General features: G+C 28.7%; 23 protein-coding genes and 1 riboswitch. Of the genes, 7 read left to right on the forward strand and 16 right to left on the reverse strand.

The features are described from left to right. Window positions 1-64: 64 nt before the first annotated feature. Both ACTG48_RS16015 and garR read right to left on the reverse strand, forming a co-directional pair. A complete protein-coding gene (locus tag ACTG48_RS16015) occupies window positions 65-1,447 on the reverse strand; it encodes a GntP family permease (RefSeq protein WP_479917360.1) in 1,383 nt (460 codons plus the stop codon). 136 nt (window positions 1,448-1,583) lie between these two features. Further along, window positions 1,584-2,489, reverse strand: a complete 906-nt coding sequence (gene garR / locus ACTG48_RS16020) for a 2-hydroxy-3-oxopropionate reductase (protein ID WP_479917361.1) — start codon at window positions 2,487-2,489, stop codon at window positions 1,584-1,586. Between the two features lie 376 nt (window positions 2,490-2,865). Between garR and ACTG48_RS16025 the strand changes: the two genes are divergently transcribed. The 3 genes from ACTG48_RS16025 to ACTG48_RS16035 all read left to right on the forward strand — a co-directional run bounded on the left by ACTG48_RS16025 (window position 2,866) and on the right by ACTG48_RS16035 (window position 4,750). Next, window positions 2,866-3,537: a GntR family transcriptional regulator gene (locus ACTG48_RS16025; protein WP_479917362.1), complete on the forward strand. Its 672-nt coding sequence runs from the start codon at window positions 2,866-2,868 to the stop codon at window positions 3,535-3,537. A 94-nt stretch (window positions 3,538-3,631) separates the two neighbouring features. Then, on the forward strand, window positions 3,632-4,180 hold the full coding sequence (locus ACTG48_RS16030) for a hypothetical protein (RefSeq protein ID WP_479917363.1): 549 nt from the start codon (window positions 3,632-3,634) through the stop codon (window positions 4,178-4,180). A 261-nt stretch (window positions 4,181-4,441) separates the two neighbouring features. Then, complete coding sequence (locus tag ACTG48_RS16035; RefSeq protein WP_021385744.1) at window positions 4,442-4,750, forward strand: hypothetical protein; 309 nt, start codon at window positions 4,442-4,444, stop codon at window positions 4,748-4,750. A 146-nt stretch (window positions 4,751-4,896) separates the two neighbouring features. Here ACTG48_RS16035 and ACTG48_RS16040 read toward each other — a convergent pair whose 3' ends face one another. The 3 genes from ACTG48_RS16040 to ACTG48_RS16050 form a co-directional block, all read right to left on the reverse strand. Then, window positions 4,897-6,687 carry an ABC transporter ATP-binding protein gene (locus tag ACTG48_RS16040; RefSeq protein ID WP_479917364.1) on the reverse strand — a complete coding sequence of 597 codons (1,791 nt, stop codon included), beginning with the start codon at window positions 6,685-6,687 and terminating at the stop codon, window positions 4,897-4,899. Further along, on the reverse strand, window positions 6,687-8,414 hold the full coding sequence (locus ACTG48_RS16045; protein WP_021385737.1) for an ABC transporter ATP-binding protein: 1,728 nt from the start codon (window positions 8,412-8,414) through the stop codon (window positions 6,687-6,689). The genes ACTG48_RS16040 and ACTG48_RS16045 overlap by 1 nt, the downstream gene beginning before the upstream one ends. Before the next feature lie 250 nt (window positions 8,415-8,664). Further along, on the reverse strand, window positions 8,665-9,204 hold the full coding sequence (locus ACTG48_RS16050) for a dihydrofolate reductase family protein (protein WP_021385738.1): 540 nt from the start codon (window positions 9,202-9,204) through the stop codon (window positions 8,665-8,667). 315 nt (window positions 9,205-9,519) lie between these two features. On the opposite strand from ACTG48_RS16050, the gene ACTG48_RS16055 reads away from it, so the two are divergent. After that, window positions 9,520-10,632, forward strand: coding sequence for an alanine racemase (locus tag ACTG48_RS16055; RefSeq protein WP_479917365.1), 1,113 nt, complete (start codon window positions 9,520-9,522; stop codon window positions 10,630-10,632). Between the two features lie 230 nt (window positions 10,633-10,862). Here ACTG48_RS16055 and ACTG48_RS16060 read toward each other — a convergent pair whose 3' ends face one another. From ACTG48_RS16060 to ACTG48_RS16070, 3 genes are read right to left on the reverse strand one after another with little or no spacing between them, the layout of a single operon-like run. Next, on the reverse strand, window positions 10,863-11,372 hold the full coding sequence (locus ACTG48_RS16060) for a nucleoside recognition domain-containing protein (protein WP_021385742.1): 510 nt from the start codon (window positions 11,370-11,372) through the stop codon (window positions 10,863-10,865). Window position 11,373: 1 nt separating this feature from the next. Next, window positions 11,374-12,015, reverse strand: coding sequence for a nucleoside recognition domain-containing protein (locus ACTG48_RS16065; RefSeq protein WP_021385761.1), 642 nt, complete (start codon window positions 12,013-12,015; stop codon window positions 11,374-11,376). Window positions 12,016-12,028: 13 nt separating this feature from the next. Then, window positions 12,029-13,201 (reverse strand): M20 family metallopeptidase, encoded by a 1,173-nt coding sequence (locus ACTG48_RS16070; RefSeq protein WP_479917366.1) that lies wholly within the window; start codon window positions 13,199-13,201, stop codon window positions 12,029-12,031. Between the two features lie 266 nt (window positions 13,202-13,467). Between ACTG48_RS16070 and ACTG48_RS16075 the strand changes: the two genes are divergently transcribed. Beyond that, the gene (locus ACTG48_RS16075) at window positions 13,468-14,829 is read left to right on the forward strand and encodes a hypothetical protein (protein ID WP_479917367.1); all 1,362 of its coding nucleotides are present in this window, start codon (window positions 13,468-13,470) and stop codon (window positions 14,827-14,829) included. A 246-nt stretch (window positions 14,830-15,075) separates the two neighbouring features. Here ACTG48_RS16075 and ACTG48_RS16080 read toward each other — a convergent pair whose 3' ends face one another. The 6 genes from ACTG48_RS16080 to bilQ form a co-directional block, all read right to left on the reverse strand. After that, the gene (locus ACTG48_RS16080) at window positions 15,076-15,930 is read right to left on the reverse strand and encodes a MerR family transcriptional regulator (RefSeq protein ID WP_479917368.1); all 855 of its coding nucleotides are present in this window, start codon (window positions 15,928-15,930) and stop codon (window positions 15,076-15,078) included. 333 nt (window positions 15,931-16,263) lie between these two features. Next, on the reverse strand, window positions 16,264-16,794 hold the full coding sequence (gene bilS / locus ACTG48_RS16085; protein WP_479917369.1) for a flavodoxin family protein BilS: 531 nt from the start codon (window positions 16,792-16,794) through the stop codon (window positions 16,264-16,266). Between the two features lie 85 nt (window positions 16,795-16,879). Then, complete coding sequence (locus ACTG48_RS16090; RefSeq protein ID WP_479917370.1) at window positions 16,880-17,500, reverse strand: oxidoreductase; 621 nt, start codon at window positions 17,498-17,500, stop codon at window positions 16,880-16,882. A gap of 126 nt (window positions 17,501-17,626) precedes the next feature. Next, window positions 17,627-18,736 (reverse strand): IS200/IS605 family element RNA-guided endonuclease TnpB, encoded by a 1,110-nt coding sequence (tnpB, locus tag ACTG48_RS16095; protein ID WP_479917371.1) that lies wholly within the window; start codon window positions 18,734-18,736, stop codon window positions 17,627-17,629. A gap of 582 nt (window positions 18,737-19,318) precedes the next feature. After that, a complete protein-coding gene (locus ACTG48_RS16100) occupies window positions 19,319-19,795 on the reverse strand; it encodes an oxidoreductase (RefSeq protein ID WP_479917372.1) in 477 nt (158 codons plus the stop codon). Window position 19,796: 1 nt separating this feature from the next. After that, window positions 19,797-20,243 carry a bilirubin utilization transcriptional regulator BilQ gene (gene bilQ, locus ACTG48_RS16105; RefSeq protein WP_479917373.1) on the reverse strand — a complete coding sequence of 149 codons (447 nt, stop codon included), beginning with the start codon at window positions 20,241-20,243 and terminating at the stop codon, window positions 19,797-19,799. A 304-nt stretch (window positions 20,244-20,547) separates the two neighbouring features. Between bilQ and ACTG48_RS16110 the strand changes: the two genes are divergently transcribed. Beyond that, window positions 20,548-21,738: a pyridoxal phosphate-dependent aminotransferase gene (locus tag ACTG48_RS16110; protein WP_479917374.1), complete on the forward strand. Its 1,191-nt coding sequence runs from the start codon at window positions 20,548-20,550 to the stop codon at window positions 21,736-21,738. Window positions 21,739-21,905: 167 nt separating this feature from the next. Continuing rightward, entirely contained in the window at window positions 21,906-22,868 is a 963-nt protein-coding gene (locus tag ACTG48_RS16115; RefSeq protein WP_479917375.1) for a DMT family transporter, read from the forward strand. A gap of 120 nt (window positions 22,869-22,988) precedes the next feature. On the opposite strand, the gene ACTG48_RS16120 is transcribed toward ACTG48_RS16115, so the two are convergent. Both ACTG48_RS16120 and ACTG48_RS16125 read right to left on the reverse strand, forming a co-directional pair. After that, on the reverse strand, window positions 22,989-23,651 hold the full coding sequence (locus ACTG48_RS16120) for an anthrax toxin lethal factor-related metalloendopeptidase (protein WP_021385782.1): 663 nt from the start codon (window positions 23,649-23,651) through the stop codon (window positions 22,989-22,991). Window positions 23,652-23,750: 99 nt separating this feature from the next. Further along, window positions 23,751-23,836: riboswitch (cyclic di-GMP riboswitch) on the reverse strand. A 184-nt stretch (window positions 23,837-24,020) separates the two neighbouring features. Next, window positions 24,021-26,924: an SrtB-anchored collagen-binding adhesin gene (locus ACTG48_RS16125; RefSeq protein WP_479917376.1), complete on the reverse strand. Its 2,904-nt coding sequence runs from the start codon at window positions 26,922-26,924 to the stop codon at window positions 24,021-24,023. Window positions 26,925-26,959: the final 35 nt, after the last annotated feature.

Consider the following 26,959-nt stretch of genomic DNA (forward strand, 5'->3'; position numbering starts at 1 on the left):
TCCCCTTTATGTAATTTATATAATCTGAGTATAACTTATATAATATAACTCAATAGTTTATTATTTATAATCCTGGAAGTGGTATAATTCCATTTATAACACTAAGTAATAAAACCATTATAAATGCTACAACACCAGCAATAGTTCCTCCAATTGTCCAAGAATTCAAAGTATCTTTAACTGATAATCCACTAAATCTTGAAAGTACCCAGAACCCAGAATCATTTGGAAGAGAAAAACCAACGCCACCAGCACATATAGCAAGCCCTACTAAAACTGGTGACATACCAGTTGCCAAAATTGTAGGCCCTAAAATTGATGATGTAGTTACTAAGGCTACAGTAGCAGAACCCTGAGAAATCCTAAGTAGTGCACTTAATAAGAATCCAAGTACTACAACTGATATACTAAGACCAGACATAGTGTCAACTAAGAAATTACCTATACCACTGGCATTTATAACACTACCAAACGCTCCCCCTGAGCCTGTTATTAATAGTATTAAACCTGCTGAATCAGCAGCTTCGATAACAACATCTCCCATAGGTTTACTTATGTATTTCTTTAAAAATACTATTGCCACTAATATTCCAAGAAGTATTGCTATGTTTTTATCTCCTATAAATGCAAGTATTCCACTAATTTTAGAACCTTTTTCCACAAACATACTAAATACATTTGATACAAGTATAAGAAGTATTGGAAATAATAAAGAGAACATAGAAACTCCAAAACCTGGTACTTCAGAAGATTTATCATTTTCAAGCTTGATACTATCTTCTCCCTGTTCTAAATTTTTTTCTCTATCATTCTCATCAATTGCATAAGACGGATATTTTTCAAAACGTTTTCCATAAAGCCATCCACCCACAATAGCAGCTGGAAAAGCGACAATTATAGAATACAGTATAAAACTACCTACATTCGCATTTACATTTGCTGCAACTGCCAAAGGTCCTGGTGTAGGTATTACAAGTGCATGTCCTACTATAGTCCCAACACCTAATGCACATACAAATACCATTAGAGATTTCTTAGTAACTCTTGAAACATACTTAATTATAGGCATCATTATAACGAAAGCTGCATCCATAAAAACTGGAATTGAAATTAAAAATCCTGCTGTAGTTACAGCTAATGCACTATTTTTTTCTCCTGTTTTAGCTAACAAACCCTTTGCAATAGATTCTGTAGCTCTTGACTCTGAAAGAATATTTCCAAATATTATTCCAAGTCCAATTACAATACCTATACTTCCTAATGTATTTCCAAAACCAGTCGATATTGTAGTCGAAATTTCATTTATAGGCATTCTAACCATAAAACCTGTAATTATCGATGTTATAAGTAATGCCAAAAATGGATTTACTTTAAATTTAATAATCGATACAAGTAAAATTCCTATAGATATAACAAATGCTATCAAAAGTCCGTATCCTGTAATCATAATTTTTACCCCTTTATCATTCTACTTTATTATTTATCAATCTTCTTTTTCCTTTACTATGATAACTTAACTTTGCTGTATTTATATAATCTAATCTTAATAGTATGTATTTACTATCATATCAATCTACTTAAAATTAATTATTGTGTTTCTTTATTTCAACTCCTGCTAATTTTTCAAAATACTGTGCTATTCCACCATGGTCATCTTCTAAATGTCCATGTACTTTTAGTGTCTGCATGATTTCTAATAGTTGACTTGTCATAGGTAGTGGCACATCTAAATTGTGTGCTGTCTGCATTACATTCTTAATATCTTTTAGATTAATAGATATTTTACCACCTGGTTTAAAGTCACGATTCATAATCATTGGTATCTTTGCATCTAATATTGTACTACCAGCTAGACCTCCTCTTATCGCCTTATAGACTTTTTCTGGGTCTGCTCCTGCTTTTGCTGCAAGTACAAATGCCTCAGATACTGCTGCTATTGTTAAATTAACTATTACTTGATTTGTAAGTTTTGTAACACTTCCACTTCCATTATCTCCAATTAAAATAGATGAACTTCCCATTATATTAAAAAATGGCTCTACTTTTTTATAGGTTTCTTCCTTACCACCAGCCATAAAAGCAAGTGTACCATCAATTGCTTTTGGCTCTCCTCCACTTACTGGAGAATCTATAAATTCCAAGTTCATTTCTTTTAATTTATTTGCACACAAAGCAGATTCTGTAGGAGTAACTGAACTCATATCGACTATTATACTTCCTTCTTTTAGAGTCTTTGTCAAACCATCTGTTCCAAATAATACATCTTGTACAATAGCTCCATTTGGAAGAATTGTAAATACTATCTCACACTCGTTACCTATCTCTAAAATACTTGCATATTTTGCTCCACATGATATAAGTTCATCCACAGCAGATTTATTAATATCATACACAAAAAGATTACATCCATCTTTCAATAAATTTTTTGCCATTGGTTTTCCCATTATTCCTAATCCAATAAATCCTAACTTCATTTTATTTCCCTCCATATCTTCACATTTTTGAAAACGGTTTTTTATGATTTAGAGTATACTACACACCAGTATACCGGTCAATATAAAATGTAAAAGTATTTATTTTAACAATAAATTGTATTTTTTATATATTTTTATTATATTTAGTTATTCTATATAATATTTAATGCATACTATTAATTTAAAATACTACACTCTACTTTCCATATAATTTGTATATTTTAATTAATCTAGCTCTAGTGTTAACCATATATCACTATCCAACAATTTTTCATATTTTGTCATCTTATATATAATTTGAATTTCAAAAGATTGACCTTATTTTTACTATGTTGTATGCTTAAAATTATATAAGTTTTTGTATTTTTACATTGTTTAGGGGGTATTATATATGGCTACATTTAAAAGATTACAAGAACAAGCATATGACTACTTAAAAGAATTGATACTGTCTGGAGAAATAATAGAAAATGAAATATATTCTGAGACAAAGCTTGCTAGTGAAATAGGCATCTCTAGAACGCCAATAAGAGATGCTCTTCAAAGACTTAGTCAAGATGGATTTATAGATATAATCCCAAGTAAAGGCTTTAGAATTCATCAAATAACAGCAAATGAAATTGTAGAGATATTCCAAATACGCTCTGCAATAGAAGGATTTTGCACTTTTTTAATTACAAGTCAATACAAAGAACCTAGGGCAGTTGAAACTATAAGTAAATTAAAGTCTCTTTTAGATAAACAAAAAGAAATTTTATTAGGTGATAAAAACTTAAACTCATTTGCTGAATATGATACATTATTTCACACAACAATAGTGTCATATGCTCAAAATACTGAATTTGATAAGATGTTTAACAGTTATATGTACAGAATAAAAAAACTAGCTCTTGACTCATTGTCACATGAAGGAAGACTTGAAACAACATTAAAAGAACATACAGATATTTTTAATAATATAGAAAATGGATGTATTGAGGATGTTTACAGAACGACACTTGTTCATATGGAAACTCCTAAATACATTAATTTAGAAGATTTTTGCAACAATAAAATATTTTAATATTATCTTTGGTAAAATTATATTTATCTTAAATTAATTTCCCAGTTATAAAAAATAATCTATAATTATAGTGTAACTAATATTATTTTAAGGAGTGATTTTTTTGAACAAAGATGTTGTAACTAATGAAACAATCGACAAAGATTATGCTATCGAAGAAGTTCGTATGGCATGTAAGCATTTTGGTGACTTATATTTTTATTTTTCCAAAGTGTTATTTGAAGAATTTGGAGAAGATAAAACTATCGAAATATTAAAGAAAGTTTTATTTGAAAGGTCTGAAGAAAGAGCTATTGGTATGAGAGAAAGAGCTCACGAAAATGGAGATGAATTAATTGCAGACAATATTATTAGCACAACTGATGTCCCATTCTTAGGTTGGGTTCCTGAATTTGAGGAGTTACATTGTCCTTATGGAGCTTCCTGGCTTGCAAGATTTGAGGAAAATTCTTGGTTTAAAAAATTCGCATCTCTTTATTGTGATGTTACAGATACTACTGTAGCTGAAGTATTTACAGGAGATACATCCCATAAGATAACAAAAAATATTCTATGGGGAGACAAAAGCTGTGAAAGAATATACTTCCATGATGATAAGGTATCTGAAGGTAAGTACACATATGGAAATAAAAATTGTAAATAAATAAATTAAATTTTCTATATTCTTATACTATATTTTGTACTTTTTCATATAAATATTATAACTAGTCTTTTATTTTACTTTGGTTTAACTTAAAGATAATTTAATTTTAATCTATATGTATTACCATATAAGTAATAAGAAAATTATCTTTATAAATTATAGTTTTAAGTTTTTAATTTATAAAATATTTATGTTCTTTGTAAAATTTTTTAGGAGCTTCTAATGTTATGCTATAAAACTATCTTGAGAAGGGCTGATTGAATGTTTAATAAAATATATGAAAAGAAAGAATTTATAGTTTTTCAAGTTAAAAAAGGTTATGTAGTTTATAATACTAGAAAGAGTTTTGAAGAAGGTCATACACATTTAAAGCATTTTGAAGCAGCAAAGACAGCTATTGATTTAGCAATAAATAAAAAGATTCCTAGAAGTAAAGATGGTTATTATCTGACTAGTTTAATTCGCATAAGTGATGATTGTTATTACATTGATAAGTTAAGCGAATTATTATATGTCAGAGAACAAAAAGGTAAAAAAGAAAAGTACTGTAATTCTGGTTATCAGATGTAGCAAGACTAGTTGTGAATTATAAGTACCTTTAGTCTTAAAACCAAAGAGTATCAGTAAATTTACAAAAATAACTTACTGATACTCTTTTTAATTATATGATTAATATCTAAATTTATTACAAAATTCTATAAAAATTTTTATCCTATCTATTCAGATTCTGTATCTGCAAATTGACTATTATAAAGCTTCTCATAAAATCCGCCTTTTTCCATAAGTTCTTCATGATTACCCTGCTCTATAATGCTTCCATTATTCATAACTAAAATCAAGTCAGCATTACGAATTGTAGAAAGTCTATGTGCTATAACAAAACTAGTTCTACCATTCATAAGATTTCTCATTGCTTTTTGAAGCATAAGTTCCAATCTAGTATCAACAGAACTAGTAGCCTCATCAAGTATCAATATTGATGGGTCTGATATAAAAGCTCTAGCTATAGTTAAAAGCTGTTTTTCTCCCAAAGATATATTAGAAGCTTCTTCATTTAAGAACATATTGTATCCATCTGGAAGAGTGGTTATAAAGTGATGCACATTTGCTACTTTTGCTGCCTGTATAACTTCTTCCTTAGTAGCTCCAAATCTACCATATTCTATATTTTCAAAAATGGTTCCATTAAATAGCCATGTATCTTGAAGCACCATACCAAACATTGAACGTAAGTCTTTACGTTTCATATCCCTTATGTCTACTCCATCAACTTTAATAGCACCTTTCTTAACATCATAAAACCTCATCAATAAGTTTATTAATGTCGTTTTACCTGCTCCAGTAGGTCCAACAATAGCTACCATCTGACCACTTTTTATTTCTGCATTTAAATCTTCTATTAAAGTTGCTTCTTCTCCATAACCAAAATTAACATGCTCAAATGTAACATTGCCTTTTACATTTTCTATTTTAATTGAATTTTCAACATCAGGTATTTCCTCTTCTTCATCTAGAATTTCAAATACACGCTCTATCGCTGCAAAAGAAGATTGTATTACAGTGGATAACTGTGTCATTTGTGAAAGAGGCTGATTTATCTGCCATATGTAACGTACAAATGCCTGTAAATTTCCGACTGTTATTCCTCCACTTACTGCATATACAGAACCAACAACTGCTACTGCTGCAATTCCAAAATAAGTTACTAATGATACCATTGGATTCATCATGCTTGATATAAATTGTGCTTTAAACCCATTTTCACAAAGTTCTTGATTTACCTTTTTAAACTCTTTTATAGAATCTTCTTCTTTACCATATAATTTTATCTCATTAAATCCAGTATACATTTCTTGCACTTTTCCATTTAGTTTTCCAAGGGCATTTTGTTGTAATGAAAACCTATTTTGTGATTTCTTTACTATGAACTTAGATACAAAGTAACTAATTGGAATTATAAAAAGTGCTATAATAGCCATATATATGTTAATTGTAAACATCATTGAAAGTGCTAAGATTATTACTAAAATTGAATTTACAATTTGCATAAAACTCTGTTGTAGTGCATTTGATATTGTATCTACGTCATTTGATATACGGCTTAATACATCTCCAAAGCTATTACTATCAAAATAACTAATTGGCAACTTTCTTATTTTATTTTCTACTTCATTTCTTAAATCTCTCATCGTATTTTGGATGGCATTTGTAAGTAGAAAACTTGACACATAAGTAAAAATTGCATTAGCAACATATATACCTGCTAAAAGCACCAATATTTTTATTACATAATTAAAATTTACAGATGCTCCTGGTATTCCTCTTGCTATACGAATTACATCTTTAGTCAATTGTGTTATTATTAATCCTTCTGTTTTAGGAGCAATTGCATTCATAGTAGCTGCTGAAATTATACATATAATAGCTATAATAAAGGAAAATTTATATCGTTTTACAAATGGAAGAAGTCTACCAATTGTTTTCTTAAAACCTTTAGACTTTTTCATTATTCCAATTCCTCCTTTTTCAACTGAGATGTTGCAATTTCATAGTATATTTCACAATTTTTCAATAATTCTTTATGAGTTCCCATTCCGACAACTTGCCCTTCATTGAGTACTATAATCTTATCAGCATCAATAATAGAACTAATTCTCTGTGCGACAATCAATACAATTGCGTCTTTTGTTTCTTTTTTCAACTTAGAACGAAGTATTGCATCAGTTTTAAAATCAAGTGCAGAAAAACTATCATCAAAAATATATATTTCAGGTCTTCTTATAATAGCTCTTGCAATAGAAAGTCTTTGTTTTTGACCTCCTGATACATTTGCTCCACCTTCACTAATTAATTCATCAAATTTTCTAGGTTTTTTTGATATAAATTCATATGCTTGTGCAACTTTGGCTGAATGTTCTAGTTCTGATTCTCCTGCCTTATGTTTACCAAATCTAATATTGTTTGCTATACTACCAGTAAAAAGCAGTGATTTTTGAGGTATAAATCCTATCTTTTTTCTTAAAGCTTTCAAATCATACTCTCTTATATCTACTCCGTTTATCCTAATACTACCTTCTGTTACATCATAAAATCTAGGTATCAAGTTAATCAGAGTACTTTTTCCACTACCAGTACTTCCTATAAATGCCACTGTTTCACCAGTCTTTGCAGTAAATGAAACATCTTTAAGTACAGAAGCCTCTCCATCTGGATAAGTAAAAGTTACATCATCAAATTCTATAATACCTTTATTTTCAGTTTCCTTAATTCCATTTTCAGGATTTTTTATCAATGGCTCTTCATTTAAAAGCTCCTTTATTCTATTTGCAGACACCTCTGCTCTTGGATACATAATAAATACCATTGAAAAGAGCATAATTGAAAACATAGCATGGAAAAGATACTCCAAAAATGCAACTAACTGTCCAACTTGAATTTCTCCAATATTTATCTTCTCACTTGAAATCCAAAATACAGCCAAAACAGCTATATTTAATAGTAAAAAGAATGCTGGTTGAGTAATTGACATAAGCTTGAATAATTTTTTAGAAACATTAGCATAATATGTATTTGTTTTTTCAAACCTTTCTGTTTCATAATCATCATTTCCAAAAGCTCTAATTACTCTTATTCCTGTTAAATTTTCTCTCGATATAAGGTTTAATTTATCTAACCCTTTTTGTTGTTTCAAGGATATTGCCTGAGATACTTTTGCTATTATTGCAACTCCAATAATTATAAAAGGTACTGATATAGCTAATACCATTGAAAGCTCTACACTTGTTCTAATCGTCATTATTATACTTATAATAAACATGACTGGTGTTAATAAAGCAGTTCTTAGTAGTATATTCACAAACTGTTGGATTTGAAACGCATCATTTGTCGTTCTTGTAATCATTGAAGAAATTCCAAACTTATTATATTCAGTATGTGAAAATTCTTGAGATTTTTGAAATATGTCATTTCTTATATCCCTAGTTACACTTGTTGACACCTTTGCAGAACAATAACCCAGCAATATACTACCTACAACTCCTATAATAGAAATAATAACAATTACTATTCCCATTTGCTTTATGTAAGCTATATTTTGATTTGCAATACCATTATCAATTATTTTCGCTATTATTGTTGGGATACCCAATTCAACTAATGCAAAACTAAATATAGCCAGTATATTTAATACTATTAACAACTTATAATTCTTTAAATAACTTAAAATTAATTTCATATTTTTCTCCTTTCTTAATTTTTGAGATAGTGTAATTATGTAATCATACCAAATTTATAAATACTTGATTTTATAAAAAAAGGAGAAAAGAGTTAACGCACTCTCTTCTCCAGCATATTCTTTTTAATACACCCTCCGACAAGTCGCTTATATGTTAACACATTTGACAAGTAATGTCAATTCATATAGCCAAAAGTCTTTTAAATGCTTTATTTCATAATGTTATAACAAATTGGCATGTACTTTATTTTTACTTTTTACTGTATTCTAATTTTACAAGTTCTCCAATATTACTAGTTTTCTTAAACTTTAAATTAGTCTTATTTATACCAGATTTAAACAATGGAATCCCTTTACCCAATATTATTGGCAATATATAGATATAATAATCATCAATTAGATTATCTTTCATAAATAATTTTACTATGTCACTTCCTCCAACTATCCAAATATCTTTTTTATCATTCTCTTTCCTAAGTTGTTCAATTAATTTTTGAGGTTCTAAATTTGTATACTTTACATTTTCAGTTGCTTCACTAACTGTATTTGAGTATACATAACACTCCTTACCCTTATAATACCATTCGTTTGGACTAAGTTCATTTGCAACTTGTATATATGTTGAATTTCCCATAATAATAGTATCAATTGTATCGTAAAAAGTATTATAATCTTCTTCCTGTTCATGTTTAAAATCTAAAGATATTTCATCTAAAAAACTTACACTACCATTTTCCTCGGCTATATATCCATCTAAGCTTATTGCAATGTAAAGTACTACTTTTCTCATATTTACTACCTCCAATATCTATAGTGTGATTATTCTACGTAAATATCACTTTTTTACTCATTCAATAATACCCTATTAATATCTCCTAAAACAAAATTAAATGAAATTCGTATTAATTTCAAAAATTATTATATAAATAATTTAAAAACGCAATAATTTATTGAAAATTCTAATTAATCTAAATAAATATTGCTCTCACTTCACACTGGATTTATAATATAATTATAAGCTATTAATATTGTAAAACTTGTATTTTAATATAATAACTTTAATACTTGTAATTAATTTTACTTTTGTTGAAAGGTGGTAAATGACATGAAAATTTCTGAAATTGCTACTCCAAGTTTTTTGCTAGATTTAGACCAGTTAGAAAAGAATATTGATACAGTTCAACAAATTTGTTCAAAGAATAATAAACAACTTTGGCCTATGCTTAAGACACATAAAAGTACCTATATTGCAAAACTTCAAAAAGATGCAGGTGCTACTGGATTTCTCGTTGGGACACTTGATGAAGCTGAAGCTTTAATGAAATCTGGCTTTGAAGATATTATGTTGGCTTATCCTTACATGGGAGATGCAAATATAAGTAGAATTGTAACTATGGCATCAAAAATAAATTTAATCTGTGCTACAGACAATATAGAATGTGCTAAGGCTTACAGTGAAGCCTTCTCTAAAGCTAAGATTGAATGTAAATTACTTATTATTGTGGATTGTGGCTTACATCGTTTTGGAGTTGAACCAGAAAAAGTAGTTGAACTTGCTACTGAAATTTCAAAATTAGAAAACATAAAAATCGTTGGTATAAGCTCACATCCAGGTCAAGTCTATGGTTGTAGTTCTCCAGAAGGAGTTCCAGATGTGTGTATTCAAGAGGATTCTTCTATGAATAAGGCATACAAAGCTCTAACTAATAGTGGATTTAATATAGAAATTGTCGCTTCTGGTAGCACTCCAACAGTTGAAACTGAAGCTGCTTCCAAAACTATAACTGCTGTAAGACCTGGAAACTATGTATACTATGATGCTATACAAATAGGTCTAGGTTGCGCTACTGAAGATATGTGTGCTCTCACTGTTGTGTGCACTGTAATCTCAAAAAATAGCAGTGGATACTATTTAGTAGATTGTGGAAGTAAGTGCCTTGGACTTGATAAAGGTGCACATGGAAACAGCAGTATTATTGGCTATGGTAGAGTTTGTGGACATCCAGAGCTTACTATTGATTCACTTTCAGAAGAGGTCGGAAAAATTAAAGTAAATGGTGAAACTAATATAAAAATTGGTGATAGAATAAGAATCATACCTAATCATTCTTGTTCCACTGGAAATTTGACAAGTAACTTGTTAGGTTTTAGAGGAGATACAATAGAGAAAGTTATTGAAGTAGATATACGTGAAAATTCAAAACAGATTCTACTTTAAAATATATTTGTATTAATTTAAAAATATTTTTAATATAATACTCATATTAAAAATATAAAAAAAATACAAACTCTAAAAATTATAAATTAAAAGAAGTTTACCAAAATACGTTTTTAGTAAACTTCTTTTTTAATTAATATAAATATTAATTACTTTATATTAATTATTATATATCAATGCTTGTACATATTGATTCTTGTACAAACTTTATAATTAAGTTATAATATTATCTACATTAATCCCATAACAGTAAGTAAGACTCTTACTATCAACATTCCTACTACTGCATCAAATATAGGAACTGCCAACAATAACATTCTATACTTAGTACTAGCATTTGCTACAAGTACTATTCTCGCATAATGACCAACTAGAGTACCCATTAGCATACATGGCATAATTAATATAGTTGCTTGTGGTGCAGTAATTAGACCTTGTGCAAATAAGTTTGCAGCTGTAGCTGCTCCTGCTGCCTTAGCAAAGAATGCCGCTATCAAAACTACAACTGATTCTCCAGGTAGTCCAAAAATACCCATCACTGGACCGAAAACACTTCCTAAAATATCAACTAGCCCAGTTAATTGTAAAAACTGTACTATTACATACCCCATTATCATAGCTGGTAATATTTGTTCAACGCCTATGTAGAAACCTTTTTTTGCGCCTCCCATAAATGTTTCAACAACAGTTTTCTTAGGTTTACTATTTACAATTGCATTTCCAGTATTTTGTTGACTCATACTACACAGCCTCCTTAGTCTTCTTATTTTTTACACTTATAATTAATCTAACTAAATTGGCACCAAGTATCTTACAGAATATCTCTATAAGGATTATTGGACCTAGTGCTAATAATGCTATTGGTAGAAGTGGAGCTTGAGTATTTATTGTATTTAATATAACCGCTGAACCAGCATATTGATATGCTACAAATATAGTTCTTTCATCATCCGTTATTTCTCCACTTTCATATAATTCTTTTGTCATTATTGAAGCTACATCTGAACTAGTAAATGAAGATACAAACGCTATACCCGCTATACCAGGTATACCAAGTATAGGTCTAAGCAATGGATTGAATATCTTTGATGCTGCTTTCATTCCGCCCATAGATTCAACTACATCTATAAGCCCTACAGCAAAACAGACAGTTGGTATCAAAGTTAGTGAAAATAAGAATCCATCTTTTGCTCCAGTTCCTCCTTTCCCCATAAAATCTACACCATCTGATATGGTACCAAATGAGCCTGTAAGATTAGCAAAATCTAGTGCTTTAAGAAATCCTTGACTATCCTTAAATATTCCTGAAAATAATACTATCAATATAAATAAAGACAAATATCCTTTCCATGTTACCTTATTATCTCCAGTTGTTTTGTCCATATAAAATCCCCCTTTATACCTCAAATTTATCTAAATTTAAAACAATTGTAGAAATTAATTTCACCCTCTCAAACATCGAATTTACTAATGCATATTCTCTTGATGTATGATTCCATTCTCCTCTTACACCAAAAGAACAAATTGTAGGAACGTTTGCAATGGTCAAATAACTGGCATCTGAACTTCCTCCAAGTCTCTTAGCCTTTAACTCTCCAAACCCATTTTCTTTAGATACTGTATTTACAAACTTGTGAAATCTCATAACGTCTTCTGTAGTTTCAAATGCCATCATTTCACTTATAAAGTCAACTTGTGTAGAAGTCCCTTCTATATAAGCTTCTTTACATATTTCTCTAACTTTTTCTTTAACATTCTCCATTTCTTCTACTTTCTCAAATCTAAGGTCTACTTCTATATTACAATCTTCTGGAATAGAGTTTGATACTCTTCCTCCCTTAATAACACTTACACTTGCTGTAGTTCCAACCTCAAGATTGGTCAATTTTTGTATGCGTAGTATCTTATTAGCCATTTCTTCTATAGCATTTCTTCCACCTTCAAAGTCATTACCTGCATGTGTCTCTACACCTTTTACGTGTACATTACATCCTATTCTTCCTTTTCTACCTACGCACAAACTATTATCTACTAATCCAGTTTCCATATTAAAAGCACAAAGACCACCTTTTGCTTCTTTTAATATAACTTCACCACCAGTTGAATCCTTATGTCCTATCTCTTCATCCCCAGAAAATACTATTTTTATTGGTCTTTCTTTATATCCTATTTTATTTAAAGCTTTAATAACATATAAAGCAATTACTATTCCACCTTTCATATCTAAGACACCTGGTCCATATGCTTTTCCATCTATTATTTTAAATGGATTTTCCCCAAATGTACCTATTTCAAACACAGTATCCATATGCCCTGAAAAAATTATTGGCTTTTTATCTATACTAGAACCAAGTGTACCTATCAATGTACTACCATTGTCTCCAACGTCTACCAGCTCACAATCTAAGCCTTCCTTTTCAAACTCAAGCTTTAATCTATCAGCCAACTTATTTACGCTTTCTTTACAATGTGTATAGCTTTCTATATTAACAATCTCTTTCCATAATGAAACTATTTCTTCTCTCTTCTCATCAACAAACTCAGAAATCTCATTTAAATATGTATTCATAATAATCTCCTTCATTCTTTAATAAAATATACTTCTTACCTAAAATCTAAGCTATTTTAGGAAATTTTAAAAGACTAGTCCTTAAATACAAAATATCACAATTATTTTTATCAGTCAATATCTTTTTCAGTATTTTTTATATTTTCTGATTTTTCTTTCAATTATCATTTTGTAAAATAAATTGACGCGTTTTATCTACTATTATAAAATGAGGATATAAATTGATTGATTAGTTTTAATACTCTAAAGATTTTAAAGGAGGCTTTATGAAATATAAAATTGGATTTTTGACAACATCTTATTTTATGTCAGATAAGTATAAACAAGCTCTTAAAGAACTAAAAAATATTTGTGAAATTACGTTTATTGAGCTTAAAGGAGAAAATCCTTTTAGCAATTTACCAAATATATACAGCGAGCAAGTAGATAATTTTGATGGATTTGTATGTAGTGGTATAATTCCATATAGTGAACTTATAATAAACATAAAGGACATAAAAGTACCATTAAACTTTTTAAAACTTGATGAAAGGGATTTTTATAAATACTTATTTAAACTGTTAAATAATCAAAAAGATATTGATTTCACAAAATCATTTATGGATTTTTTAAGAGAAGACAATAATTATTATGATATCTATTCATTAATAGATTATAATAAATGCCCATATACGATTAAAGATTTTAACATCCCTCAACCTGTGTATGACTTTAAGAAACTAAATGACAAATTACTGGAAATACACTTAGATTTATTAAAAAATGATAAGATTAATCTTTCTTTTACTAGAAATTACATTATTAGTTGCGAACTTAATAAACTTGGATATGATTGTATTTATATGGTTCCCTCTACAGAATCAATCTTAAATACATTTAAATCTCTAGTAAATGAAATAACTTTACAAAACTTAGATAAAAATAAATCTGCGACTTGTATAGTTACAGTAAATAGCTCAGAGTATATAAATGAAGATTTAATATTTAAAAATGATGAGATACAAAACCAAATATATAACACTATCTTAAATTCGTTATCAAGATATGGTTTTTACGGAGTTCAAGTCAAAAAAAATGATATGAAAATAGAGATACATACCACTAAAGAAATGTTAAATAATATGACCAATAATTATACAGACTTTTTTATTTCAGAAGATTTAAAAGAGATTAAGTATAGCTTAAATATTGGTTGGGGTATTGGAAATACAAATATTCATGCAGAACAGAATGCTCGTCAAGCTAATAGTAAATCTGCTTCTTTAGGTGGAAACTGTACTTTTATAGTAAATGATACTAATAATACAATAGGACCTTTATATTCAAATAAAAATTCTCATGATACTGAAGAGAGTTCATTAGCCAATAAAGTTGCTTCTTTTATACCTCTATCTAATACAAATGTATCTAAAATTATGTGTATGATTAATGACAGAAATTCAAATAATGTCTCTGCAGAAATACTATCAGACTATATGAATATAACTCTTAGAAGCGCAAATAGAATATTGAGCATATTGTATAAAGCTGGAATTGCAACCATTGTAAATACAAAACTTGATAATCAAAGAGGAAGGCCAAAAAAAATATATAAAATTGACTTCTTGTCTTTTTTAAATAAGATGTAGATATTTAGTTCTTAATTGTTAACCTCTTTAATAAAAAATAATATATTTCTTTGACTTTAAAGAACCAAAGCCTTCAAATCTCATTAGTACATACAACTTATTACTTTAAAGTACATAAATATTTCATCAATTATATCAAATTATAGGATATATCAACTTATGAAATAACAAAATAATTTCATATATAAATAATAAAATATAATAGCCACTACAATTCATAATTTGTAGTGGCTATTTTTTACATCGTTACTTATTACTTATTTTTAAAATTTGATTATTTTCAAACAGTTTATACCATCCCATTATCAGTAAAACGACAAATACAAGTATATCTATAAAAAGAATTACTGTAACATGCTTAGCAATATTGTAAATAAAAAATATAGAGAATACTTCTACAGACAAGGCTACAAAACACAAGAAGTTCGTTAAGTAATCTGCAATAATATCAATATAGAAAGCATGTATCTGTAGCCACCTCCATATAAATGGACGTAAAAGAAATCTTATCATAACACAAATAATAGGATATGCATAAATAAATTTTTTATCTACATAGTTAGCTACACCATTATTCCATTGCACAGGAATCTGGGATGGCAACTTTGGAAATATTATTATTGCAATCAGCAAGCAAGCAATAGTAATAATTCCCCAAGTAAACGTTCCTCCCCACATATATAAGAAACTTACAGAGTCCAGCTTGAAAATACTTTTGTTTTTATTCCAGTATTCTGGCAACTTAGTTACATATTCTTCTACCTTCAAATTTAAATAAGTTAGTTCATCAAACTCTAGCATTTTTTCACACATAATTTTTGAATTTTCTAAATCGGATATTTGAGTTTTAAGAACTTGCTCTTGTTTCTCAAGAACTTTATATAAAGATACTTTCTGTAATATAATATCACGAATATCTTCAATAGAAATTCCTAGTGTACGTAAATATGCAATTTTTTTAATGTCCTCTACATTTTCATCTGAATATACCCTATACCCATTACTCTCATTGCGAATAGGTTTAATTAGAAACTCTTTCTCATAAAAACGAATATTAGAGCGAGTCAATCCTGTTTTTTCTTCAACTTCCTTAATTGTCATTTTCAAATACCTCCTTTTCATTCTAATAACCTATAAATCTACTCTAGTTTCACACATATTCATTTTTTATGGAAACATGTTTATAACATCTTGAAATCAGATTCTTTATTTGTTATAAATTTTTATACAATAATCTCTTTTTCTATGTTCTATGTTTAAAACCATCTTATTTCCTATAAAGTACTCTATAAACAAGGTTTACAGTCAAGTATTTTTATTATTTTTTTGATTTCATAAAATTTAATTTCATAAAAAAAGGTATAGCAAATCATTTGCCATACCTTTTTATTGGATTATTGATTATATATATTCTATAAACCTAGTGTTTAACTATTACATAGTACTAGCCTTGGTCATCACATCTTTTGCAAATATGACAGCTTCACATATTTCTTGCTCATCTGGATGACTTTGAGATTCTTCATGATTATTTAATTGTTCGCGAATATGTTCATTCTCAGGATTAAGCTTTAACATTTCTTTGTATTTTACTTTCAATCCTTCTGCTATCTTACCTTGACATATAAATGAACCTAAGTTTTCATTATCTTTTGAAACAATTGATTCTACCTTTTCTATAATACTAGCACCATAACTTCCTTTTGTACTTGCTCCCATTGTTCCAAATAGGGCTATTTTTTTATTGTGAATATTCTCAAGTACTTGTTTTGAATTTTTATTACAAATTCCCTTGTCCACCCAATATCCTAGGAATACTATATCATAATTTTCATAGTTAATACTACCATCAACTACTTCACTTATATTTTTAATGTCCTTTTCTCCTTGAATTGCATCATATATAGAATAAGCAATTTTTTTAGTATTTCCAGTTAAACTTGAATATAAAATTAAACTTTTCATGATATATCCTCCTCTTTATCTAGATACTTATCTAAACTTACCAAAATGTATTAATATTAGCATATTTTAATTTCTACAATATATCCTAATCTAATATACATCCAAACTTAGAGTGTGTTTGTAACGCATCTGCACATTTTTTATTACAGTAACAGCATTTTTTAATATCATCTACTCTTCCGTCTTTTACTTTCTGTAACCAATTACTATCTGCCAATAATTGTCTTGACATGGAAACCATATCTACCCTATTACTTGAAATAATACTTTCTATAAAATCTGGGCTAGATAATTTTCCAACTCCACATACAGGGAGATTTGTGTGTGTTTTCACTTCATCAGCTAAATATAAAAAACACCCTTCATCTTTAAAATAAGGATGATTCTTAGTTGGTATAGTATCTTCTAATTTTGAATGATTTGCAAGTGTTACATGAAAACTGTTTACGCCTAATGATTCAAATTTTTTTACAAAATACCCAACCTCTGAAAGTAACACTCCTGCATTACCATAATGAGGGTTTTCTTGTCTTATTGTAAGTTTATAGTCTATTGGAATATCCTTAATTTCATTTCGAATACTTCTAATTATTTCACTTGCAAATCTACTTCTATTATCACATGTTCCACCATATTCATCATTTCTATTATTAAATATGCTTGATGAAAAACTTCCTACAAGTCTATCTCCATGGATTTGAATCATCTGAACCTCCCATGACTAAAGTCACAGGGTTCCTGCTTCATAGAATTTTGCATACTAAAATATGTCTTACTAATTCTCCACAGGCTATCCCCGTAGTTCCTACGGTTCTTATATAAGTTATTTATTTTAAACTCTTATTAGTCTTAACCCTTCTTTTAGTATATTTATACTTGCATTTATATCTCTATTGTGAGTTACATTACAACAAGGGCAAATCCATTCTCTTATACTTAAATTCTTCATTTCCTCGTTTTTATACCCACATTTATTACATATTTGTGAACTTGCAAAGAATTTACCTACCTTTACAATTTGTCTACCATACCAATTAGCCTTGTATTCTAATTGACGGACAAATTCTGACCATGACACATCAGAAATAGAGCGAGATAGTTTATGATTTTTAGTCATATTCTTTACTTGTAAATCCTCTATGCAAATAATATCATTCTCTCGTATTAATTTGGTAGATAGTTTTTGTAGAAAATCCTCTCGACAATTAGCTATATGTTCTTGAAGTCTTGCAACTTTTAACCTTGCTTTATTTCTATTTAAACTACCAATTGTTTTTCTCGATAATTCTCTTTGTAATTTAGCAAGTTTGTTTAATGACTTTAGAAGATACTTAGGATTTTCTATAAAGTCTCCACAACTTGAGATACAAAATTCTTTAATTCCTAAATCTAAACCTATCTGATTATTAGTATTTTCAAATGCTTTAATATCTATATCAGTACAGCATAATGATACATAATATTTACCACTTGGCTCCCTAGATACAGTAGCATTAAGTATTCTCCCTTGAGGTACTTGTTTATCCCTTACTTTGACCATACCAAGTTTAGGTAATTTTATATATTGACTAAAGTACATAATATTTCCATTTGTAAAGTTAGTTCTATATGAAAATCTGTTAGTTTTCTTTGATTTAAATTTAGGAAATCCTGTATTTTCTTTAAAGAATTTTTTATATGCGTTTTCTAAATCTTTTAAGGTGTTTTGTAGTGAAAATTTGTCAGGTTCTTTAAGCCACTTTAATTCTCTTTTTAAATTGGTCAAATCAGAACTACACTGTTTATAAGTAAAAGTTTCTTTATTGTTTTCATAAACTTCTATTTTTTTAGCAAGATACTTATTATATACAAATCTACAACATCCAAAAGTTTTGTTAATTAACTCTTGCTGTTTTTTATTTGGATACATTCTAAACTTATATGCCTTTTCCACTACTATCATCTCACTTTACTTGTTTTTTCTGATTATTCATCACCCATCATAATATTAACATTTAAAACAAGTATTTTGAAGGTTTTCATATTTATTTTTTAAATAACATATATAAGAACTGTAAGCCCTTAACTTTTATCATTTTTGAGGTTGTCGTTCACATAAGTTCGCTACTACCTATGCAGTTCTCTTATGAACTTCTTACACTTTCATGTAAGCACAGACTATATCTTATCCTTCGGCATTATCCGTTAAGGTCTACCCACTTCCACTACCAATAGCTTGTAGTGTACTTCCCTCAAGAGGAATAGTCGTTGAAGTTTCTCCTATTCGGAGTTTACCTGCTGATTGCCCATTTTAAAGTACTTAGGGTTTAACCTTATACCATCTAACCAATTTTTTCTACTTTCGTAACTTTCACACTTAGGTTTATTTCATCCTTATGTTTTAGTTTGGTTAGCTTTAGGGGTTTCCAGCAATTCAAGTAGTATTGGATAGGTTCTTTCCTATCTCTACATATAAGTTTCCCTATATGCTGACTACTTTAGCTACTAACTCACGACTAAAGTCACAAGTGTGCGTAGCCATTTTTTAATCAAACCCTGCTTTTTTTGCATTCGATGCTGCTACTTTAAATAAATCTATAATATTTTTAATTTCTTCTTTGGACATATTTGTTATGTAATCTTTTACTCCTTCACTCATAACTTTTTTAATTTCATCATGTGAAGTAATCCCTGTCTTCATAGTATCTTTAATTAAATTAATATCATAATCTGAACAGAATATTTGCGCTGACACCTTTGCACCAGAATTGTGTATTTCATCCACAATCTTCTTATATTTCATAACTCCATCTTCATCTGATAAACTTAAAGCCATCTTATGAAAACTAGGTCTAACAGACACATCTCCTAAAGTAATCAGAGCTACACCTGATTTAGCAATATCACAAAACTTTTTAATTTTTTCTTCAAATTTAAGACCCATACTTGTAGGTGCAAATGATACTCTATTTTTTAATTCCAAGTTTCCAATTTTAATTGGCTTCAACAAATTGCAATACATCCTATTCTTCCTCCACTGTTGTCTTTATATCCTTTACCATATGTAATTTTTTCACTAATTCTTTATACTCTTCATCTGAAAATTCTTTTTTTATACTATTATCCCACTTTGAAAATATATTTTTTATATCTCCTAATACTTCCTCACCCTTATCTGTTACTCTCAACTGAAAAGCCCTGCTATCATTAGGATTTTGTATTTTTTCTATGTATCCGTCTTGCTCTAACCTAGATATAGTTCTTGTCGTATGTGCTTTATCAACTTCAAATTCTGTCGAAACATCATTCAAAGAACAATTTCTGTTTTTATTGATATAAATTAAATAGAAATACAAACCATTCGTAAGTTTGTATGGCTTTAAGCATTTTTCACAATAAAGTTTAAAGTTTTTTTGTAAGTTACAGATAATATATGATAAACTTTCATACTGTAAATTTCTAAAATCCATCTTAAATTTCCCCTCTATAATTCAATATATTTGACTATATCAACTATATTATATTAAACAATTAATATAGTCAAGAATATTTTGCTTTATAAATATATCTTTTATTAATTTTTTATAAAATTATAATGATAAATAACTATGATTAAGTTCGAAATTGGAATTTTTAATACTCACTTCACATAAATATATTTTATATAAAAGTTTATATTTTCAAACAAATAATTTTTCGAAAATTGTCTAAATTCTGTAAAAATATGGTAAGATATACATAAGCAATATAAATCTATAAAAGGGAGTGTTACATATGATATCTAATAAAATGCAAACTTTAGTTGCAAACAGCTCTGTTATAAGAGCTATGTTTGAAGAAGGAAAGAAACTTTCTGATATTTATGGAGAAGAAAATGTTTTTGATTTTAGTATAGGAAATCCAAGTGTTGAACCTCCAGAGACTATTAAAGCAGTTATAAATGATATTTTAAATGAAGAATCTCCAAATCTAGTTCATGGCTACATGAATAACTCAGGATATGAAGATGTAAGAGATGCTATTGCTGAACACATAAATAAAAAAGATGGATTAAACCTTACAAGAGAAAATCTAATTATGACTTGTGGTGCTGCTGGTGGTCTGAATATTATTTTAAAAACTCTTTTAAATCCTGATGATGAAGTTATTGCTTTTGCACCGTATTTTGGTGAGTACAAAAACTATACAGAAAATTATGATGGAAAATTAATAGAAGTTCCTACAAATATAGAAACTTTTGAACCAGATTTAAATGCTCTAAAAAATGCCATTACTTCAAAGACAAGAGCTTTAATAATAAACACTCCAAATAATCCTACTGGTGTCATCTATTCTGAAGAATTATTAAAAAATCTTGGAGAGCTATTAGACTCAAAACAAAAAGAATTAAATACAAATATATATCTAATTTCTGATGAGCCATATAGAGAAATAATTTATGATGGTGCGAAAGTTCCTTGTGTACTAAAATACTATAAAAACTCATTTATAGGATACTCTTATAGTAAATCATTATCTCTACCTGGTGAACGTATAGGATATATTGTTGCTAATGGACAAATGGATGATTTTGATGATGTTATGTCTTCATTAAATGTTGCAAATAGAATACTTGGATTTGTAAATGCTCCTTCTCTTTTCCAAAGAGTTATCGCAAGAAGTTTAGATGCTGAAGTTGATGTTAACATTTATAAAAAGAATTTTGACCTTCTATATAATAGCTTAATAGATATGGGATTTTCTTGTGTTAAACCTAGTGGTACATTCTATTTATTCCCAAAAGCTCCAATTGAAGACGATAAAAAATTCTGTAATGATGCAAAACAGTTTAATTTATTATTAGTACCAGGTTCTTCTTTTGGTTGTCCAGGTCACTTTAGAGTATCATATTGTGTATCTTATGATAAAGTTAAAAGTTCTCTACCAGCATTTGAAAAGTTAGCTAAACTTTATAATTTAAAATAATTAAATCAAGGTAATTCAAATAATTAACTACCTTAGTATAGAATCTAAGTATTCTATACTAAGGTAGTTTATAATTTTATGTACTATATTTTATATACCATATTATACCAATATACTTGAATGTTGTAATATATAGTACTAATATAAATTACAAGGAGGTGTTTGACTTGAAAAAAGGTTATGTTTATATAATACTGACTACCTTATTTTTTAGTTCAATGGAAATTAGTCTAAAAACTGTTACTAATGACTTTAATCCCTTACAAATAACTTTATCAAGATTTTTTGTTGGTGGTTTAGTCTTACTACCTTTTGCTATAAAAAAATTAAAATCTCTTAATCTTTCTATAACAAAATCAGACTTAAAATACTTTGCATTTCTAGGTTTTATGTGTGTAGTAGTGAGTATGTCATTGTATCAACTGGCTGTTCTAAACACAAAAGCATCTGTAGTTGCTGTTTTGTTTAGTTGTAATCCAGTATTTGTAATGCTTCTAGCTTACTTAATTTTAAAGGAAAAAATATATAGGCACAATGTAATTTCTCTTATATTAGAAGTACTTGGAATTATAGTTATCATAAATCCATTGCATACAAAGTTAACTCTTAGCGGAATATTCCTGACATTATCTTCTGCTATCATTTTTTCAATGTATACTGTATTTGGTAAAAGAAAAACTTTAAAATTTGGTGGAATAGTTGTAACTTGTTTTAGTTTTATATTTGGTAGTATAGAAATGTTAATATTAGTTTTACTTAGTAAAATTAATTTTATAGCAGATATCTTAAACAAAAATAAACTTCATGTATTTGCAAATATACCTATTTTTAGTGGCTATACTTTACACAATATGCCTATTATGATTTATGTATTTGTATTTGTTACAGGTGTTGGTTATGCACTTTACTTTATGGCAATGGAGGCTACATCTACTAGTCTTACATCTTTAGTATTCTTCTTTAAACCAGTAATATCTCCAATACTAGCTTTATTAATACTTAAAGAGATTATCCCTATTAATATGGTTATAGGAATTTTATTTATAGTACTTGGTTCAATAATTTCTATAATACCTACGATAATTACTCAAGCACATAATAAGCACATTGAAGCCTTGTATAAAGAGTAGTAACTGATAATCTATTGTTTTATACATAAGAGTAAATTTATTAGTTTTAAACGAAATATAAAAGAGATGCTATTATAGTAGCATCTCTTTTTTACATTTATTTTAAATTTTTTTAATTCTCTATTTAGCTAAATTTTGTAAAAAGCTATAAGTTTGTGGACAAGCTGCTTTTAATTTACTATTTGTATCTTGATTTAAATAATAATATGCAAATGCTTCTGCAAAGAATTCTTCTGGATATACACCTAAGTAATTTACATTACCTAAAGAACGTCCTTCTTTAGCAAATATTTGTTTAAATTGTGCTGATTTAGAAATATCCTTTAATGCGATATGGTCTACTGCATGTGCTGTTTCATGTAATTCTAAGTTTATTGCATCATGACCTTTACCTTTGTTACTAAATCCTATTCTAAGAGCTACTGTACTTCCACCTAAACCAGGAACATCATCCCAAGTTTTTCCAGTGCCTTCCCAACCCTTAGGAACTACACCTTTTAAATAAGCATATTCTTTTTCATCTGTTAATTTTCCACTTAATAATTTTATTTTTAAGTTATCTTGTTTTAAAGCATTTAAATATTTTCCATCTATATTTGCTAATCTACCTATCATAGCATTAGCTTCATTTTTATTGTAATTTCCAGTTGGAAGAACAACTATTTGATTAAGTGTTTCTTTATTATGTTGTATAGTTGCACTATCTGCATGTGCACTTACTGGAACTGAACTTATTAAGAATATTGATATTATAGCGATTAATAACTTTTTACTTGGTTTCATATTATTCCCTCCTTTGAGTTAGGCCGGGAGTAATAAATTTCAAAATAAAAAAGATACCCAAGAGTATCTTTGTATATACAAAAAGAAATTTTTACTCTTTTCGGCAACTGGCTGGCGTGGTTTACTAAACTTTAGCCCCTATAGCTTTGCGTGACTAGGTTTCCCTAGTTTTGCCTCATTTAATTTTATATTTATATTATAGCTTATATTTCTCTAATTGTCTATAGATTTTTGGATTTTTTTTCTAAAAAGTTATTATTTTTTTACATAATCCACCAAAAAAAAATATCTTCTAACAATATTCTCACTATGAAATATTGTTTTAGAAGATATTTTTTAATATTACTTATATTTTTATAATGTTAGGGTCTAATTTGTATTTTTATTTCGTCTTAATATAATAAGACCTATAATAGCTCCTAGAGCTAATAGTATTTCTCCAGTAATTGTAGTATTATCTCCTGTCTTTGGTGGTACTGGCGGATTTACTAAAGTATCATCTTTCACTTTATCATTTTTTTCTTCTGATACTGATGGTTTTACTACTTCTGTTATTGGAACAATTGGTTTAACAGGCTTTTCTATTACATCATCTGATGGTGGTATTGGTGGATTCACTACCTCTGGTATCGGAGGATTTACCACATCATCTGATGGTGGTATTGGTGGATTCACCACTATTTCATCTGTGTCAGATGGTCTTGATGATTTACTTGGTTTATCTGTACTTGGTGGCACTGGTGGATTTACTACTGGTTCATCTGGATTTGGTGGTACTGGTGGATTTTCTTGTTTTACATTTTCTATATTTCCAATATCCACAATTCTACCAATATCTTTCTTATCAATATTAACTTTGATTTTGTCCTTTAATTTTTCATATCCACTTGGAGCCATTATTTCTACTAAATAATATGTTCCTGTTTTTTTTACACTAGATTGAATTATACCATCTTCATCACTAACTAAATTCTTAACTACTACATTTCCAGATACATCTTCTAAATTAAATTTAGCACCTGAAAGTGCGCTTTTATCTAAAGCATCTACTTTTTTAGCTTCAAAAGCATAACCTTGCTTAGTAGTTTCTACTCCAGGAGGACTTGAACCATTAATCTGAGCTACATTTTGTATAGTCTCTCCAACTTTTACATCCGTGAAATCTGCATCAAATGTAACCCAACTTTGCACAGGTTCGCCTTCTTTTATCTGCTTAAATTCATATTTATTTACTAATCTTATAGTGTTTTTTCCATCTCCAGCTTCTTTTTTAAGTTCAAGATTATCAGAATATTTTATATTAGATATTTTTAAAGCTGGGTTTACTTTATCCAAAAGATTTACTTGACCTGCATCATAAACACCATAAGTTGACATATTTATTTTGTATTTAACAATCTGATTATCATTGCTATTTAAGACTTTTTTATCAACTTCTTTTTTTGCACTTATTAATCCAGAATTCTTCTTAAAACTTATCTCATCACTTTTATCAACTTTACTGTTATTTGCATCAAGAACAGCTCTATTTGTATAACTATCTTCAATACTAATAACCTTTAATGTATAAGCTATATAAAATTTTGATTCTACTTCTTCTTTACTAAGATTAATTGTAAATCCAGTTATAACTTTATCTACTTGACCACTTTCATTTCTTTTTTCTTCTAGTTTATACGAAATGTTGTTGGCAATTTTTTCTTTACTCCAAGGAGTCCAACTTCCATTCATTGGAATTTCTACAACTCTAAAATCATGTCCAGCTTCTCCTGCTGTAGTTAATCTCATACCTTCTGGTATGTTATCTGTTATAACAACATTACTTATTGGTGACTTATCATCATTTACTGAAATCTGATAGTTTATTACTTGACCAACTTGAGTAATATTTGTTGCTCCTGAATGCCCTTTAGTCAAAAGATAATCGCTACCTCTATCAAATACACTTACAGTAGCATCGTCTTCTTGTACCTTCTTACCATCAGATTCTATCCTAGCTACATTTTTATATTTATTATCATGTTTTGCATTTTCATCACTAATTCTAGCTTTATATTTAACTGTATACGCTTTATCTATATTCCCAAAATTAACTGAGATAGAGTTTGTATTCTGTTCAATGTTAAAATCACTCACTTCTTTCCCATCGCTTGCTACTACACTCACAGAATTATTTACCAATGTCAACCCTTCTGGAAGTTCATCATACAAAATAATGTCTTTTAATTCTTCCTGTTTTTCATTTACTTGTATACTATAATTTATATTTTTATTTTTAACTGGCATAAATACAGTAGTTGATTTTCTTCCTTCAACAAGCTTTTTAAGTGTTCCTTTAGCCTCTTCTACATCGTCCTTATCTCCAGGCTTTATTTCTACATCCACATCTCCACTTCCACTTTCTATCTTTCCAGTAGTTTCAATATGAATTTTTGTATTTGTTTCTTCATCAACCTTTTTAACATATGCTTCTAGACCTATTTTCCCTTGCATTATACTTTGACCATTAGGTAGTTCTCTAAATGTAAGTGTGTATTCTCCATTACTTTCTGTTTTATCAAAACATTCACTTGTATAATCTAAATTAACTTTATTAAATACATCTGGCACCTTGAAAGTTATTGAATCACCTGCTTGTATTCCCTTTGATGTTGGAGTATAAGTTAATTTAAATGATATTTTTTTCATTGATTCAGTTTCTATTGTACTATTATTAATTTTTATAATGAATCCATAATCTTCATTCTCTTCATTAAGTTCTTCTTCTAAAGTTTTTAATAGATTTTCATCTTCTAATGGCTTCTCTTCTTTTGGAATCTGCTCTGTATTTTTATTGTCTAATGGCTTCTCCTCTTCTGGAGTCTGCTCTGGCTTTTTATTGTCTGATGGTTTTTCTCCTTCTGGAGTTTGTTCCGGCTTTTTATTGTCTGATGGCTTCTCCTCTTCTGGAGTCTGCTCTGGTTTTTTATTGTCTGATGGTTTTTCTCCTTCTGGAGTCTGTTCCGGCTTTTTATTGTCTGATGGCTTCTCCTCTTCTGGAGTCTGCTCTGGTTTTTTATTGTCTGATGGCTTCTCTCCTTCTGGAGTCTGCTCTGGCTTTTTATTATCTGATGGCTTCTCTTCCCCACTTGATGAACTAGTTGAGCTATTTTGACTCTGACTGTTATCTCCTAATTCCGAAGCATAAGATACAGTTGGATATATTGTAGATACTACCATACTTAAAATCATAATTAAGCTTATTAATAATGCCCTTTTATTACCCTTCTTCATATAGATTTCTCCCCTCTATACTGTCTATAGTTTAT

The sequence above is a fragment of the Clostridioides sp. LIBA-6822 genome (genome assembly GCF_056688955.1).

Bases quoted from the DNA above. Each gene is read 5' to 3' on its own strand.
- ACTG48_RS16025 (WP_479917362.1), top strand. From the start codon at position 2,866: ATGGCTACATTTAAAAGATTACAAGAACAAGCATATGACTACTTAAAA.
- ACTG48_RS16045 (WP_021385737.1), bottom strand. From the start codon at position 8,414: ATGAAATTAATTTTAAGTTATTTAAAGAATTATAAGTTGTTAATAGTA.
- ACTG48_RS16075 (WP_479917367.1), top strand. From the start codon at position 13,468: ATGAAATATAAAATTGGATTTTTGACAACATCTTATTTTATGTCAGAT.
- ACTG48_RS16100 (WP_479917372.1), bottom strand. From the start codon at position 19,795: ATGTATTGCAATTTGTTGAAGCCAATTAAAATTGGAAACTTGGAATTA.
- ACTG48_RS16015 (WP_479917360.1), bottom strand. From the start codon at position 1,447: ATGATTACAGGATACGGACTTTTGATAGCATTTGTTATATCTATAGGA.
- bilQ (WP_479917373.1), bottom strand. From the start codon at position 20,243: ATGGATTTTAGAAATTTACAGTATGAAAGTTTATCATATATTATCTGT.
- ACTG48_RS16120 (WP_021385782.1), bottom strand. From the start codon at position 23,651: ATGAAACCAAGTAAAAAGTTATTAATCGCTATAATATCAATATTCTTA.
- ACTG48_RS16065 (WP_021385761.1), bottom strand. From the start codon at position 12,015: ATGGACAAAACAACTGGAGATAATAAGGTAACATGGAAAGGATATTTG.
- ACTG48_RS16055 (WP_479917365.1), top strand. From the start codon at position 9,520: ATGAAAATTTCTGAAATTGCTACTCCAAGTTTTTTGCTAGATTTAGAC.
- ACTG48_RS16040 (WP_479917364.1), bottom strand. From the start codon at position 6,687: ATGAAAAAGTCTAAAGGTTTTAAGAAAACAATTGGTAGACTTCTTCCA.
- ACTG48_RS16070 (WP_479917366.1), bottom strand. From the start codon at position 13,201: ATGAATACATATTTAAATGAGATTTCTGAGTTTGTTGATGAGAAGAGA.
- ACTG48_RS16035 (WP_021385744.1), top strand. From the start codon at position 4,442: ATGTTTAATAAAATATATGAAAAGAAAGAATTTATAGTTTTTCAAGTT.
- tnpB (WP_479917371.1), bottom strand. From the start codon at position 18,736: ATGATAGTAGTGGAAAAGGCATATAAGTTTAGAATGTATCCAAATAAA.
- ACTG48_RS16080 (WP_479917368.1), bottom strand. From the start codon at position 15,930: ATGACAATTAAGGAAGTTGAAGAAAAAACAGGATTGACTCGCTCTAAT.
- ACTG48_RS16090 (WP_479917370.1), bottom strand. From the start codon at position 17,500: ATGATTCAAATCCATGGAGATAGACTTGTAGGAAGTTTTTCATCAAGC.
- garR (WP_479917361.1), bottom strand. From the start codon at position 2,489: ATGGAGGGAAATAAAATGAAGTTAGGATTTATTGGATTAGGAATAATG.
- ACTG48_RS16110 (WP_479917374.1), top strand. From the start codon at position 20,548: ATGATATCTAATAAAATGCAAACTTTAGTTGCAAACAGCTCTGTTATA.
- ACTG48_RS16060 (WP_021385742.1), bottom strand. From the start codon at position 11,372: ATGAGTCAACAAAATACTGGAAATGCAATTGTAAATAGTAAACCTAAG.
- bilS (WP_479917369.1), bottom strand. From the start codon at position 16,794: ATGAAAAGTTTAATTTTATATTCAAGTTTAACTGGAAATACTAAAAAA.
- ACTG48_RS16125 (WP_479917376.1), bottom strand. From the start codon at position 26,924: ATGAAGAAGGGTAATAAAAGGGCATTATTAATAAGCTTAATTATGATT.
- ACTG48_RS16050 (WP_021385738.1), bottom strand. From the start codon at position 9,204: ATGAGAAAAGTAGTACTTTACATTGCAATAAGCTTAGATGGATATATA.